We start from the raw sequence: 13,164 nt of genomic DNA on the forward strand, positions 1-13,164 counted from the left end.
GGTCAGGAGGCGGGTGAAGGCTCGCGCACGGCCCGGCGCGCGTCGAGGTAGCCCTTACGCCGCGCCCACATCTCGAACACCACGGTCATGAACGGGGGCACCGAGGCGGCAAGGGCGAACAGCACCGTCCAGCGGATCGGCCAGCGCAGGCGAAACGCGACCAGGCAGGTCACCGCAAGGTAGGCGATGAAGGCAGCACCGTGGAGGCTTCCGAAGATGCGGACCCCTAGCTCGGTTGTCTCCGGGATGTACTTGAAGTACATCCCGATCAGCAGCCCTGCCCAGGTGAAAGCCTCGAAGACCGCGACAACGGTGAACCAGCGCAACAGCCGGCTCCCCGTCCCGGCAGGCTGCTCGACAACCGTGGTGGTGCTGCCCATCTTGTGATTCCTTTCGGTACAACCGCCGTGCTGGTGAATGACTCCGGTGTACGCAACGGGGCGGGAGAGCACCCCCGCAAGCCGACTCCGGAACGGTCCCAGGGCCCGCCCCGAGCATACGGACCGGAGAAACCGCCCGCCGCACACCCCTCCCCGGTCCAGCCCACAAGAAGGCTCGTCGTTGTCTCCGGCACACGAGGCCGGTCACCCGGTGCCGTCCTGGCCGTCCCCCTACCCCTGCACACCGGCGGGCAACTCCGGCTCCGCTTCGGAGGGGCGCGGAGACTCCGGACCGTCCGGGCCCACCCGAAGGAGACGCTCCACGCGCATCACCCGGTACCGGCGACCGAGCACACTGATCTCGTTGCGGCGCTCCCGGGCCAGCAGGTCGGCGGCCTGCGCCAGCAGAGCGACCGCGTTGCCGGAGAGTTCCTGCGTCCGCCGAACACCCAGCCGCAGATGGGTCGCCAGGCTGTTCCGGCTGCCCTGAGGCTCCTCCGAACCTCCGGTGATCGGGGTCCATCCCCCGCCGTCCACCTCCTCGGCCGCCACGAACAGCGGAGGCAGCAGCACACCACCGGGGTGGGTATGGAGGGCAAGCCGGGCTTCCGCCCGGACTTCGGGCGGGGCAACGGAAACCGGGGGGATGAAGCTCAGCAGATCCGCCAGGAGGATGCCGGCGGAGCTTCCCTTCCCGGCGGCCGGGTCAAGGAGGAAGCCGACGGTCCGCGAGGACACCGGCACCGCACCGCCACAGGCCCCGAGCACCGGGTCCGGGTCCGGGTCCCCGGAGCGAGGCGGCTCCGGACCGTCGGGCCCCATCCGCAGCAACAAGTCTCCGCGGGCCACGCGGAACCGGCAGCCTTCGACGAAGAGTTCACTGAGCACCTCCGCCTCCGCCCGGTCCGCCCCGGCCAGCCACTGCAGCTGCGCCGCCCGCTCGCCCGCGTACGCTCCGCGCTGCGCACGTAACCGGCACTGCCGGGCCAGCTCCTCCCGGCACGCCTGCGGGGTCTCGCCCTCCGCCGACCACACCCGCCAGCGGCCGGCGGGCTCCTTACCGACCAGCGCGAACATCGGCCCGTACCCCCTCACCTCGGGATAGGCGGCCCTGACCTCCCACGCCTCGGCAGCAGCTGATCCCGGACCCTCCGACCGCTGCCCCCGAACGCCCGGGTGCGACACCGGATGCTGCTCGTTGTCATCACTCATGCACGCATTGTGGCGCCCGCGTGACACCGGCCGCAGCGCTTCACCTGATGGAGTGAGATCCCGGGGCGCAGGTGGACGTGCCTCCACCCCGGCCCGGATCGGCCCTGCTCGCTCCGTGCCGGGGCGGAGCGCAATCTCGGGCCCTCCCCGCGCCCCGGAACCCCACCTGCCTGCCTTCGCCTCCTGAGTACGAGTACTCAGGCGCCCTCACTTTCCGCACTGTTACCGTCACCGAGAGCACCATCGCACCGATCACAGAGGGCGGGAGCAATGTCCGCAGACCTGCATGTCTCAGGGAGAGTGCTGCGAGTCGCCGCAGGGGTCGTGGAGGAGGTCGACTCGGAGCTGTCACCGCGAGTGATCACCGTTGCGCGGGACACCACCCGAGCCGCCCTCGAAGTGCGCAACTGGAGCGCCGGCGCCGCCCTGGCCGCCGTAGCCCACGAATGGAGCGGGGCTCTCCATGCCCTCCACCGGCGCATGACCGCACATGCCGAGGCGCTGCGCATCACCGGCAGCAGTAGCGAGGCCACTGACGCAGACATCGCCGAAGCCTTCCGCCGGATCCGCCTTCATGGCTGATTTCCTCACGCTGCTCCGGCAGCCGTGCACCGACCTGGAGAGTGCAGCGGCCGCGTGGCGCGCGCTGGCCGGACAGTGCGACAGCGAACAGGAGCGGCACGGCAGCAGCATCACCGGCGCACTTCGGGCAGCGGAGTGGCAGGGCAGAGCGGCCGACGCCGGGCTGGCGGCCCTCGACGCCACGGAGGCTCAACTCGGGGTGATCCGTTCCCAGGCCACCTCCATCGCCGCGGTCGTGGAGACCCTGAGCACCGCGATGCAGCAAGCCGGAAAACTCCTACGGGCCGTCGTGCGCGAGGCCGAGAGCAGCGGCTTCACAGTGCACGACAGCGGTCGGGTCACCGCGGATTACGGACCAGCCGCACAGCACGACCCGGACTATGCCGTCACCATCGGGGCTCAGCGCACCGGCTACCAGTCACGCATCGACAGCGCGGTGGCACAGGCCGAGCTGGCCAGTGACACCGCCGCCCGGCTGCTGCGCGAGTTCGTGCCCGCTCAGTTCGACAGGCGCGGCGCGGCGGCGGACGCGCTGGCGGATGCCCGGGCCGTGCTGGAGGCCAGATCCGTCTGCACCCTGTTGCCGGACAGCATGTCCCCGGCACGAGCGGCAAAGTGGTGGGCTTCTCTCTCCGAGGAGGACCAGGCACTGCACCTGGCGGCGTACCCGGAAGAGATCGGCCGGGCCGACGGACTACCGGTCGCGGCCCGCGACCACGCCAACCGATCCGTGCTCGACGGCAGGATCGCCGAGCTGGCACGCAGCGGTGCTGCGGGGACGGCGGAGGAACTTGCCGACCTCACCCGACTCCGTGACCGGATGGACCGCAGCCACGGCAGCGGCGAGCACCTTCGCCCTTACCTCATCGGGCTGGACACCGAAGGCGACGGCAAGGCCATCGTCTCCCTCGGCAACCCGGACACAGCGAGGAACACCGCCGTCTTCATTCCCGGCACCGGCGCCCGCCTCGGCAGCGTCAGCGGAGACATCGACCGGGTGGAAAACCTGGTGAACGCCGGTGCCCTGTACGCACCTGCCGGGGAGACAGCAGGAGTCATGTGGCTCGGCTATGACGCACCGGACAGCGTCGTTCCCCACGCGACGGAAAGGAGCTACGCCAACCGTGGCGGCCCTGCTCTGGCGTCGTACGTCGAGGGACTGCGCATCTCCCACGAGGCGGGAGACGCCCACCTCACAGCGGTCGCCCACAGTTACGGATCCACGGTGCTCGGCAATGCCGCACGCACCGGCACCGGTATTCCGGTGGACGACATCATCGTGGCAGGCAGCCCCGGCATGCAGGTCAACCATGCCTCGGAGCTCAACATGGCACCGGATCGGGTGTGGGCGGCCCAGGCGGACGGCGACCACGTCCCGGCCGCAGGCCAGTCCTTCCACGCAGGCAGCGAGTACAAGGGGTGGGGCCGATGGGAAGTCAACCATCCGGCCGTCGAAGGATTCGGCGCGAACCGCATCACGACAGAAACCACCGGACACAGCAACTACTGGGAAGAGGACACCGTAGATCTCAAGAATCAAGCAAAAATCATCACCGGCCAGCACGACATGGTACGCCTCCAGTGGAAGGCAGCGCAGTGAAGAGGCACCGGTCAAAGGCTCTCCTGGTCGTTATCCTTCTGATAGCGACTGGTTGCGGGACGGAGAAAGCCATGGATAGTGAGCGCAACCTCTCAGGCAAGATCGTTCCTGTCGTTCATCCCCAGCAGGTCGAGGAAGAGCTCTATATCTATGCCAGTCGCATATACGACGGTCTGGCCACGCAGGGAAGAAGCGGGGGACACGATCGGATTCTTGCCTCCCCCTGCGGCGGCGACTGGAATAACAAGAGTGTCTATTCCCTGACGCTCCTGTGGATGCTCGATGAGGTCGAACTGAGCGAACAGCATCTGGCGGTGCATCGCCTGCACGACTACCTCAGGAGTCAGGGCTGGGACATCGACAGAGCCGAACTACTGCCAAGGAAGGAGTGGTCAAGCGGTTGGTCCACTCTCCGGGCCAGCAACCATACCGACGGATACTCCGTGGATGTCGAGACGATCACGCACATGAATCGCATCGGGCTGACCGTTTCCTCACCCTGCACGCGGCTGCCGGAAGGAGCTTCCGAGCCGCACACCAAGGACGCCAAAGGGATGCCCGCCTTCTGAGGCATCCGGCGTCCGGCACCGATAGCTTGTCAGCATGAAGGAGGACATTCCCCGCGCCATGCGGGCCTGGGTGGTGCGGGCACCGGGGCAGTTGGACGCCGTGGAGCTGCCGGTGCCGCGCCCGGCGCCGGATGAGCTGCTCGTCCGGGTACGGGCCTGCGGTGTGTGCCGCACGGACCTGCACGTCCGTGACGGCGATCTCGCACCTCACCGCTCGCCGGTGGTCCCCGGCCACGAGGCTGTCGGCGTGGTGGTCGCCGCCGGATCCCAGGCCGGCATCCATCCCGTCGGCACCCGGGTGGGAGTCCCGTGGCTGCGTCGCACCTGCGGGACCTGCCGTTACTGCCTGCGGGGTGACGAAAACCTCTGCCCCGCCTCCGAGTACACGGGGTGGGACGCGGACGGCGGTTACGCCGAGTACCTCACCGTCCCCGCGTCCTACGCCTACCCGCTGCCCGCCGCGCTGAGCGACGTCCACGCCGCGCCGCTGCTGTGTGCCGGGATCATCGGTCACCGGGCGCTGCGGCGCGCCGAACTGCCACCGGGTGGGCGGCTGGGCATCTACGGGTTCGGAGGCTCCGCCCACCTGACCGCGCAGACCGCCCTGGGCGGCGGAGCGGTCGTGCATGTGCTCACTCGCTCGGCGGCGGCGCGGGCACTCGCGCTCCGGCTGGGTGCCGCCTCGGCCGGCGACGCCTACGGCACACCGCCCGAACCGCTGGACGCGGCGATCCTGTTCGCTCCCGTCGGTGATCTGGTGCCGGTGGCTCTGGAAGCGCTGGACGCGGGCGGGACGCTCAGTGTCGCCGGCATCCACCTGTCCACCGTCCCGGCGCTCGACTACCACCGGCACCTGTTCCGGGAGCGCACGCTGCGCAGTGTCACCGCGAACACGCGGGACGACGGACGGCGGTTCCTTGCCCTGGCCGCCGACCTTCGCGTCACGGCGACGGTGACCCTCTACCCGTTCGACCGTGCGGCCGATGCCCTCGACGACCTCGCCGCCGACCGCGTCAATGGGGCCGCTGTACTCCGCTTTCCGGCCTGAGGACAGGTTCTGCGCCCGAGTCCGGTCGGTGTGCATCGGTGCGCCCTGGCGTGCGCCATGTACGGCAGGGGGTGCAGCGGCCAGTGTGGGGCACGGCTCCCCCTTTCCGTTGTTCATTCACCGAGAGGGGGAAGCCTGCCATTCGTTCTCCCTTCGGGCGCTCCCGCCGCGTCATTGGAAGTGCAGGCCGCCCTGGATACTGCCGGTCTGCACAACCGGTCCGTCGACGGTTCCGCTCACGGTGTTGTGTGTCGTGGTCGTCCCCTGCTGGGCGGAATGCTCCTCGGCGAGCAGTTCACGCAGTGCGTTCCTGGCCGCCGGGTCCTCCTGGATCAGGCGCCGGAATCGCATGCGCCATTCGGTCTCGATGTCCACGACGAGCGCTTCCTCCCCGTGCTGACGTGCCGCGGCCAGTTCGCGACTCGACTGTTCCAGCTCGGCTTCGACCGCCTCGGCGCCCCCGTCACCACGCCCGAGCAGCTGCGCCACTCTCGCTTTCAGAGCCGCCCATCCGTCCGTGGCCATCACACTGACCAAGGTGCTCGCCCCGGCCGCCGCCAGCGCGGCCACTTCTGCTGCCATGAAAGCCGTCCCCCCACCGTCGGATGTGACAACACACCTTCTCACTCTAGGGGTTGAGCTCCAGCGACACAGCCGGACGGCCCCGGTCGATACCTTCCGGCTGACCGCTTCGTCCACGGATCCGGTCCCTCGGCAGGGCGGGCACGGGACGGCCCGCTCAGGGGAGCCGCCGCTCCAGTTCGTCGGGGTACTCGGGGAAGTACCGGGAAATGTCACTGAGTGAGAAGCGCGCCAGGATGGCGGAGGGCGGCTCCCGCTCAAGGAGGAAGCGGAAGGATTCCCGGACCACTCGTTCAAGGTCGTGCGGCGCCTCGCTCCCGTCGCCCAAGCCGCCCGGGACAGTGACCCGGTGCACCGTCTCCTGCCCGCTCTCCCGCAGCCGGACCCGGAACTCCCGGTCACCGAGCGGAACGATCTCCATCTGCGTCAAAGGTCATCGCCTCCTGTCCGGGGACCGACTCCACTGCACACCGCCGTGCCGCCGGCCGGCAAGCGCGGCGGAACCCCGGCACACCACGGGCTTTCGAACGACCTGTCCTCGGACTGATCTCTTTCTGCAGCACCACCCAGGATCTCGTAAAATTACACATAAGGGACTCTCGAGTCGAGGAGAGGCAGGCAGACAGCCGGTGAGCACTTCGGAGATCGATTACGCATCGGTGTTCGACGCCACTCCGAGCGCGCACCTGCTGCTGGGCACGGACCTCATCATCGCGGATGTCAATCAGGCATACCTGGGGGCGACCGGGCAGACCCGGGACGGGCTGATCGGGCGCCACATATTCGATGCCTTCCCGGCCGGTCCCACTCTCTCCGGAGGTGACGGGGCACGCGTGCTGAGCGCCTCCCTGCAACGGGTTCTGGAAACGGGGAAACGCGACGCCGTGGCCCTGCAGCGCTACGACATCCCGGACACGCAGCGTCCGGGCGAGTTCCAGGAACGCTGGTGGGCCGCTGTCAACGCGCCCGTCGTGCGCGCGGACGGCACCCTCGCGTGGATCATCCACCGGGTGAAGGACGCCACCCAGTTCGTCCGGGCCCGCCGCTCCCGCCCGCTCGCCCCGGACGGAACAGCGGAGGCCGTGCTGGAAGGCCCGAACGAAGCGCTGGAAGCGGAGCTGTTTGCCCGCACCGTCGAGGTGCACCGGCTGAACGAAGGGCTGCGCGACGCTCACGCGAAGGAGCGCCACGTGGCCCTCACCCTGCAGAGCGCGATGCTGCGCTCGCCGGACCTCGAAGCGCACGAGGACATCGCCGTGCGCTACCTGCCCGCTGTGGGGACACTGAACGTGTGCGGCGACTGGTACGACGTGGTGGACCTGTCCGAGGGCCGGTTCACCGTCGCGGTGGGTGACGTGGTCGGCCACGGGCTGGAGGCCGCCAGCATCATGGGGATGCTGCGGAGCGCCTCGAGCGCCGCCATCCGGGCGGTGGAGGGCCCGGCCGCCGCGCTGGACGTACTGGAACGGTACGCCCGCACCATCGAGGAGGCCACAGCCACCACGGTCACCAAAGTGGTGGTCGACAAGAAGACCCGCAGGATCACGTACAGCAGTGCCGGCCACCTCCCGCCCATCCTGGTGCGCGCCGACGGGAGCAGTGAGCGGCTGGACCAGGCCACCTCCCCGCCGCTGGGGACGAGCCCGGAGCCGTCCCCCAGCCCGGAGGTGAGCCTGCCCTGCAGTGCGGGAGATGTGCTGGTGGTGTACACCGACGGCCTGGTCGAACGACGCGGCGAGGACATCGACCTCGGGCTGAAACGGCTTACGGAGGTGCTCACGGAGCACCGCCGGCTCGGCGCCCAGGCCCTGGCCGACACCCTGCTCGACCGTCTGGGCGTCGCCAGTGGCGCGCCGGACGACGTCGCGCTGGTCGTCATCCGGCTCTGAGCGCCGCCCGCGCCCGTCCGGCAGGCGGACGAGGACACCCGAAGGTCAGGGTCCGGCGCGCTGGAACCCGCCCGGGCGCGGAGCCGTTCCAGGGTACGGGTGGGAGCCTGCACGGCAGGCGACGGAGAGCGGGCGCGGACAGCGCTCGGCAGGCAAGGAACGATATGGAGCGACGCGGTGCACGGCTCTGAGAGTCCTGACAGTACGGAAACGCCCGGTGGACGGCCGGCGGGAAGGAGGGCGCCCGCCAAGTTCACCGGACGCGCGCTGCTGTACGGGCTGATCGGGCTCACCGCAGCCATCGTCGTGACCGGCCTCGTGACCGACCGGGAGTGGCGACTGGTGCCCCTGCTGATCTTTCTCCCGGCCTTCGCCGCCGGTGTGGGAACGGTCCGGCAGACCGCGTTCGCCGCCGTGTGGGTCACCGCCGTCGCCACCGGGTCGCTGATCGCGAATCCGCTGGACGACGTGACGTCCAACGTCACGCTGATCACCTTCACCGCTCTGCTCGGTGCGCTCAGCATCGTGGGGTGCGTGCTGCGGATCCGCCGGGAGTCGGAGATCACCAGGCTGCGCTCCGCGGCCGCCGCTCTGCAACGGCAGATCCTGCGTCCGCTGCCGATGCTCACCGACCAGCTCACGGTGCACGGCATCTACGAGCCGGTGGAGGAGGACGGCATGGTCGGCGGGGACATCTACGAGGTCGTGACCTCTGCTTATGGGACCCGGGTGCTGATCGCGGATGTGCAGGGCAAGGGGCTGCCGGCCATGGGTACGGCGTTCGCCGTTCTGGGAGCCTTCCGGGAGGCTGCCCACCGGGAACCCGCTCTCACCTCGGTGGTGGCTTCGCTGGAGAATGCCGTCGTGCGGCACAACGAGTTCGCACGGCAGAGCGGGGAACCGGAACGCTTCGTCACTGCGCTGGTCCTGGGCTTCGGTGACGACGGTGAGGTGCAGGCTGTCGACTGCGGACACGTCCCGCCGTACCTGCTCGCCGACGACCGGGTGGAGGCTGTCGTGCTCGCTCATCCGAGCGTGCCGCTGGGCCTGGACCACCTCACCTCCGAATCACGCTTCTCGGGCTGGTTCATGCTCCCCGAAGGCGCCACCCTTCTGCTCTGCACCGACGGCATCACCGAGGCGCGCGACGCCTCGGGCAGCTTCTACCCGCTGGCCGAGCGCCTGACCGCGTGGGGCAACACCTCGCCCGGTCGGCTGGCCTCGCAGATCCGTTCGGATCTGCACCACCACACCGGGGGCGAGGCCCGCGACGACATCGCCGTCCTGGCACTCCGCCGCAACCCCGTGCAGGCCCCGGCCCCCGCCCCTTCCGCCTGAGTCGGCGCGGGCCGTTGTCGCCGGGCGGCGAGGGCCGGACGGGCAGCGGGACCGCGAGCGCCGGGACGGCCGTACACTCGGTACATGGGTTGTACGCGTGCGATGAGGGAGGGTTTGCGGCAGGCTACCCGCGCCCCGCGGGCGGCGGCCGGGGCTCCGGCTGCGGTCGGCCCGTCCACCGCGGCCGATGCCGAAGCGCCCGAGACCGGCCGCAAGGCCCTGCACGGCCACGGTTGACGAGCTCAGCCGCCGTACCCGTAGCTCTCGATCTGCCCGGACCTGCTCCGCATCCGTTTCCCGCCCGGGTACCCCGGAACCGCTGACCACCGCGCGTGAGTCGGCGCGTTCCGCCCCCGGCCCGGCGTCCCGCCCTTTTCGCTCACCATCGCAGCTTCCGGCACGCCGTCGGCGCTGCCGCTGCGGCGACGGCCTCCCCTCGGCCCGACCCGCCTTCGAGAGGACCACTGTGAAACTCAGCGAGCTGCTGGCCGGACATCCCTACGAGGTACTGCTGGGCAGCGCGGCGACGCGCATCACCTCGGGCGTGTGTTTCGACGCCCACCGGGTGTCTCCCGGATCGCTGTACGTCGCGGTGCCCGGTCACCGGGAAGGCGGCCCCGAGGCAGTCGGGCCCGCGCTCGCCCGGGGCGCGGTGGCGGTGCTGGTCGATGCACGGGAACCGGAGCTACCCGCCCAGGTGTGGGCCGTGGACCCCCGGGCGTGCGTGCTGCGGGTACCGGACGCGCGCATCGCGGGAGCGGTCGCCGCGTCCCGCTGCCACGGGGAGCCGGGCCGTGGGCTGGACATGGTGGCGGTCACCGGAACCAACGGGAAGACCTCGGTGTCGTACATGGTCGAAGCCGTCCTGCGGCTCGCCGAGGGCGCCGACGTCGGCGTGATCGGAACGTCCGGCAGCCGGATCGGGGACGAACAGCTCCCGATGCCGAGGACCGGGCTGAGCACACCCGAGGCACCGGACCTGCAGTACTTGCTGGCCCGCATGCGCGATCAGGGTGCCCGCACGGTGGTGCTGGAGGCCACGTCGATGGGCCTGCTCAACCACCGGCTGGAACGGTCCTTCATCGATGTCGGCGTGTTCACCAACCTGACGCAGGACCATCTGGACGACCACGGCACCATGGAGAGCTACCGGGACGCCAAACTGCGTCTCTTCCAGGGCCGGTGCCGGCTGGCTGTGGTCAACGCCGACGACCCGGTGGGGGCCACGATTCCGGCGCTGATGCCCGGCGCGGTCACCACCTACGCCGTCGACGCCGAGGCGGACTACCGCGCGACCGACCTGTCGGTGGACGCCTCCGGCACCCGGTTCGTCCTGCACCATGGCGGCCGGAAGTACGCGGCCGCGATTCCCGTACCGGGCCGGTTCGCGGTGTCCAACGCACTGGCCACCGTGGCAGCCTGCCACCTCCTCGGTCACGACCTGGCAGGGCTGGTCGCCGCACTCGAGCGAATGCCCCCGGTTCCCGGACGGTTCGAGCGCTTCCGTACCCCGAGCGGTACCTCGGTGATCGTCGACTATGCCCACTCCCCGGACTCCCTGGAGAAAGCGCTCAGCACCATCAAGGGCTTCGCCACGGGCCGGATCATCACCGTGTTCGGCTGCGGCGGGGACCGCGACACCACCAAGCGCGTGGAGATGGGCGAGCTCGCCGGCACCCACTCCGATCTGGTCGTTCTCACCTCGGACAACCCGCGGGACGAGGACCCGGAGAAGATTCTGGACCAGATCGCCCCGGGCATCGCCTCGACCGGCACCCCGGTCGAACGGTTCGCCGACCGGCGCCGGGCCATCGCCTGCGCACTGGCCGCCGCCGGCCCGGACGATATCGTTCTGGTGGCGGGCAAGGGCAGCGAGACGTACCAGATCGTCGGCGAACGGCTGCTTCCGTTCAGCGACATGGCGACGGTCCGCGAGCTCGCCGCAGGGTAGCCGTCCGGCCGGTGGCAGCGGAGCCCGAACCCTCCTCCTGAGCCCTGCCGCCTCGCTGGAGGGACACGTCCCACGCCCCTCCAGCAACTCCCCTGTACCATGCCGCACCTTCTTCACGGGTTCTGGTTGACCGTGTTCACCGATCGTGGTGTTCTCTTCGCCCGTGCCGCCTGAGCACACGGGCGGTGCTCAGTGTCCGGCTCGTTCCGAGCCCGTCCCCGCGCAGGAGGCCCATGTGACCCTGTCTCAGCCGGAGTCCCCCGCTCCCGGCACCCCCGGACCCGCTTCCGGCCGCCGCAGCTGCGGGCCCGCGGCCTTATGGCAGGTGGTGGAGGAGCGGCTCAGCGCCTCAGCACTGGACGGGGAGACCCAGGCACTGGTACGGGACTGCCTGGGCGAAGGCCCCGCGCACGGCTCTCCTTTCCAGGTGCCCTCCCTCTATCTGCAGTCCGTCACCGTCCGGGGGTTCCGGGGGATCGGGCCGGCCGCCGGGCTTCCGCTTGCCCCGGGCCCGGGGCTCACCCTGGTCATCGGGCGCGAGGGCGCGGGCAAGTCGAGTTTTGCGGAGGGTCTTGAGGCCGCTCTCACCGGTGGCCACGCCGGCCGGCGGCAGCACTGGCACAACCGGGACGGCGGCGGTGCCCCGCAGGTCGCGGTCGAGCTCCTGATCGAGGGGGACGAGGCCCCCAGCACCCTGGTGCGCACCTGGAGCGGCCCGGAGTTCCACGAGTCCCGGGCGGAGTTGCGCCGTCCGGGCCAGGAGCCGCAGCCGTTCGACCTGCCGGGGTGGGAACCGGCACTCACCACCTACCGGCCTTTCCTCCCCTGCGCCGGGCTGAGGGATCTGCCCGAGGGCCGGCCCGGCCGGGGGTGCGACGCGGTCTCCGGTGCCCTGGGGCTCGGAGAGCTCACGGCGGCCGGCAAGAAGCTCCTCGAGCGTGCCGGGGAGGCATCCGACCCGGCCCGGCGGTGCACCGGAGAGCCGCTCTCCCCGCCGGAAGAGCTCACCCGGTCGGACGGGCCGGGCACCGCTCCCGCCGAGGCCGGCCGGCGGCAGCGGGCCAGGGCCGAGGCTGCCCGCCGCTGGCTGCTGGACCTGCACGCGGAGCTGCGTACGGAGCGACTGCGGCCCATCGCCGAGCATGCGCAGACCATATGGAGCACGCTGCGGCAGCAGAGCAGCGTTTCCCTGGGACCGGTGCAGCTGGACGGCTCGGCAACCCGCCGCAGAGTGGTACTGGACCTCCCCGGCGACGGCCCCGGCTCGCCCACCGCCGCAGCGCTGAGCCGGAGCGAACTGCACGCGCTGGCCATGGCACTGGCACTCCCCCGCGCCCTCCTGCCGGACAACCCCTTCCGCTTCGTGGTCATCGACGACCCGGTGCGGTCGAGGGACCCGGCGAAGGTCGACGGCCTGGCGCGGGTGCTGTCGGTGCTCGCCCTGGACCGCCAGGTCGTGGTCTTCACCCACGACAGCAGGCTGCAGCAGGCCCTCACCTACCTGCGCTTCCCCGCCACCGTGCTGGAGGTGCGGAGGCACACGCACTCGGGCGTCCGGGTGGGAGAGGTGCACAGCCCGGTCACACGGGCTCTGGAGGACGCCCGCGCTGTGGCCCTTGACCGCCAGGTTCCCGCGGAAGTGATGAACAGAGTCCTCCCCGGCCTGTGCCGTACCGTCCTGGAGGCCGCTTTCGGTGAGGCCGCGCGTCGGAGACTGCTGCGCAGCGGCCTGGAACACGCCGCCGCCGAGCGGGAGCTCGCCCAGGCCAAGCGGCTCACCCCACGGGCTTCCCTGGCTCTGGGCAGGGACCGCCCGCTCGACCGGTCCGAGGTCCTGGCGCTCCTCACCCGGGAGTGCGGAGCCTGGGCGGCGCGGCTGTTCGTCACCTGTGACAAGAGGGCCCACGAGTCCGTGCCGGTAGGGGACCCGAAACGCTTCGTCGACCTCACCCAGCGGCTGGCCAGGGAGGTACGGGAACGGTGAGCGCGCCGCCGTGCGCGCGAAGACTCCCG

Annotated in this window: 13 protein-coding genes; 9 read left to right on the forward strand and 4 right to left on the reverse strand. The window is 70.6% G+C overall.

All coding sequences use genetic code 11. The annotated features are described in order from the left end of the window. Positions 1-2: 2 nt before the first annotated feature. The gene (locus tag PJ985_RS13315; RefSeq protein ID WP_271683922.1) at positions 3-380 is read right to left on the reverse strand and encodes a DUF3817 domain-containing protein; all 378 of its coding nucleotides are present in this window, start codon (positions 378-380) and stop codon (positions 3-5) included. 231 nt (positions 381-611) lie between these two features. Next, positions 612-1,592 carry a DUF5954 family protein gene (locus PJ985_RS13320; RefSeq protein WP_271683923.1) on the reverse strand — a complete coding sequence of 327 codons (981 nt, stop codon included), beginning with the start codon at positions 1,590-1,592 and terminating at the stop codon, positions 612-614. A 270-nt stretch (positions 1,593-1,862) separates the two neighbouring features. Here PJ985_RS13320 and PJ985_RS13325 point away from each other — a divergent pair, with 270 nt between their 5' ends. The 4 genes from PJ985_RS13325 to PJ985_RS13340 all read left to right on the forward strand — a co-directional run bounded on the left by PJ985_RS13325 (position 1,863) and on the right by PJ985_RS13340 (position 5,391). Next, on the forward strand, positions 1,863-2,174 hold the full coding sequence (locus tag PJ985_RS13325) for a hypothetical protein (protein WP_271683924.1): 312 nt from the start codon (positions 1,863-1,865) through the stop codon (positions 2,172-2,174). Next, positions 2,167-3,774 (forward strand): alpha/beta hydrolase, encoded by a 1,608-nt coding sequence (locus PJ985_RS13330; protein WP_271683925.1) that lies wholly within the window; start codon positions 2,167-2,169, stop codon positions 3,772-3,774. Before PJ985_RS13325 ends, PJ985_RS13330 begins: the two co-directional genes overlap by 8 nt. A gap of 71 nt (positions 3,775-3,845) precedes the next feature. After that, positions 3,846-4,343, forward strand: coding sequence for a hypothetical protein (locus tag PJ985_RS13335; protein WP_271683926.1), 498 nt, complete (start codon positions 3,846-3,848; stop codon positions 4,341-4,343). 58 nt (positions 4,344-4,401) lie between these two features. After that, positions 4,402-5,391 (forward strand): zinc-binding alcohol dehydrogenase family protein, encoded by a 990-nt coding sequence (locus tag PJ985_RS13340; RefSeq protein WP_271684042.1) that lies wholly within the window; start codon positions 4,402-4,404, stop codon positions 5,389-5,391. A 171-nt stretch (positions 5,392-5,562) separates the two neighbouring features. On the opposite strand, the gene PJ985_RS13345 is transcribed toward PJ985_RS13340, so the two are convergent. Beyond that, entirely contained in the window at positions 5,563-5,973 is a 411-nt protein-coding gene (locus tag PJ985_RS13345) for a hypothetical protein (protein ID WP_271683927.1), read from the reverse strand. 157 nt (positions 5,974-6,130) lie between these two features. After that, positions 6,131-6,403, reverse strand: coding sequence for a hypothetical protein (locus PJ985_RS13350; protein WP_271683928.1), 273 nt, complete (start codon positions 6,401-6,403; stop codon positions 6,131-6,133). Positions 6,404-6,602: 199 nt separating this feature from the next. Between PJ985_RS13350 and PJ985_RS13355 the strand changes: the two genes are divergently transcribed. The 5 genes from PJ985_RS13355 to PJ985_RS13375 all read left to right on the forward strand — a co-directional run bounded on the left by PJ985_RS13355 (position 6,603) and on the right by PJ985_RS13375 (position 13,135). Beyond that, the gene (locus tag PJ985_RS13355) at positions 6,603-7,862 is read left to right on the forward strand and encodes a PP2C family protein-serine/threonine phosphatase (RefSeq protein ID WP_271683929.1); all 1,260 of its coding nucleotides are present in this window, start codon (positions 6,603-6,605) and stop codon (positions 7,860-7,862) included. 177 nt (positions 7,863-8,039) lie between these two features. Beyond that, positions 8,040-9,200: a PP2C family protein-serine/threonine phosphatase gene (locus tag PJ985_RS13360; protein WP_271683930.1), complete on the forward strand. Its 1,161-nt coding sequence runs from the start codon at positions 8,040-8,042 to the stop codon at positions 9,198-9,200. A gap of 84 nt (positions 9,201-9,284) precedes the next feature. Next, on the forward strand, positions 9,285-9,437 hold the full coding sequence (locus tag PJ985_RS13365) for a hypothetical protein (RefSeq protein ID WP_271683931.1): 153 nt from the start codon (positions 9,285-9,287) through the stop codon (positions 9,435-9,437). 229 nt (positions 9,438-9,666) lie between these two features. After that, the gene (locus PJ985_RS13370) at positions 9,667-11,151 is read left to right on the forward strand and encodes a UDP-N-acetylmuramoyl-L-alanyl-D-glutamate--2,6-diaminopimelate ligase (RefSeq protein ID WP_271683932.1); all 1,485 of its coding nucleotides are present in this window, start codon (positions 9,667-9,669) and stop codon (positions 11,149-11,151) included. A gap of 235 nt (positions 11,152-11,386) precedes the next feature. After that, a complete protein-coding gene (locus tag PJ985_RS13375) occupies positions 11,387-13,135 on the forward strand; it encodes an AAA family ATPase (RefSeq protein WP_271683933.1) in 1,749 nt (582 codons plus the stop codon). Positions 13,136-13,164: the final 29 nt, after the last annotated feature.

This window comes from Streptomyces sp. ACA25 (assembly GCF_028200735.1).
In the GTDB taxonomy this organism is placed as follows: Bacteria; Actinomycetota; Actinomycetes; order Streptomycetales; family Streptomycetaceae; genus Streptomyces.

What these genes read in the sequence shown, in the direction of transcription:
- PJ985_RS13315 (WP_271683922.1), bottom strand. Translation starts at nt 380, where the DNA reads ATGGGCAGCACCACCACGGTTGTCGAGCAGCCTGCCGGGACGGGGAGC.
- PJ985_RS13320 (WP_271683923.1), bottom strand. Translation starts at nt 1,592, where the DNA reads ATGAGTGATGACAACGAGCAGCATCCGGTGTCGCACCCGGGCGTTCGG.
- PJ985_RS13325 (WP_271683924.1), top strand. Translation starts at nt 1,863, where the DNA reads ATGTCCGCAGACCTGCATGTCTCAGGGAGAGTGCTGCGAGTCGCCGCA.
- PJ985_RS13330 (WP_271683925.1), top strand. Translation starts at nt 2,167, where the DNA reads ATGGCTGATTTCCTCACGCTGCTCCGGCAGCCGTGCACCGACCTGGAG.
- PJ985_RS13335 (WP_271683926.1), top strand. Translation starts at nt 3,846, where the DNA reads ATGGATAGTGAGCGCAACCTCTCAGGCAAGATCGTTCCTGTCGTTCAT.
- PJ985_RS13340 (WP_271684042.1), top strand. Translation starts at nt 4,402, where the DNA reads ATGCGGGCCTGGGTGGTGCGGGCACCGGGGCAGTTGGACGCCGTGGAG.
- PJ985_RS13345 (WP_271683927.1), bottom strand. Translation starts at nt 5,973, where the DNA reads ATGGCAGCAGAAGTGGCCGCGCTGGCGGCGGCCGGGGCGAGCACCTTG.
- PJ985_RS13365 (WP_271683931.1), top strand. Translation starts at nt 9,285, where the DNA reads ATGGGTTGTACGCGTGCGATGAGGGAGGGTTTGCGGCAGGCTACCCGC.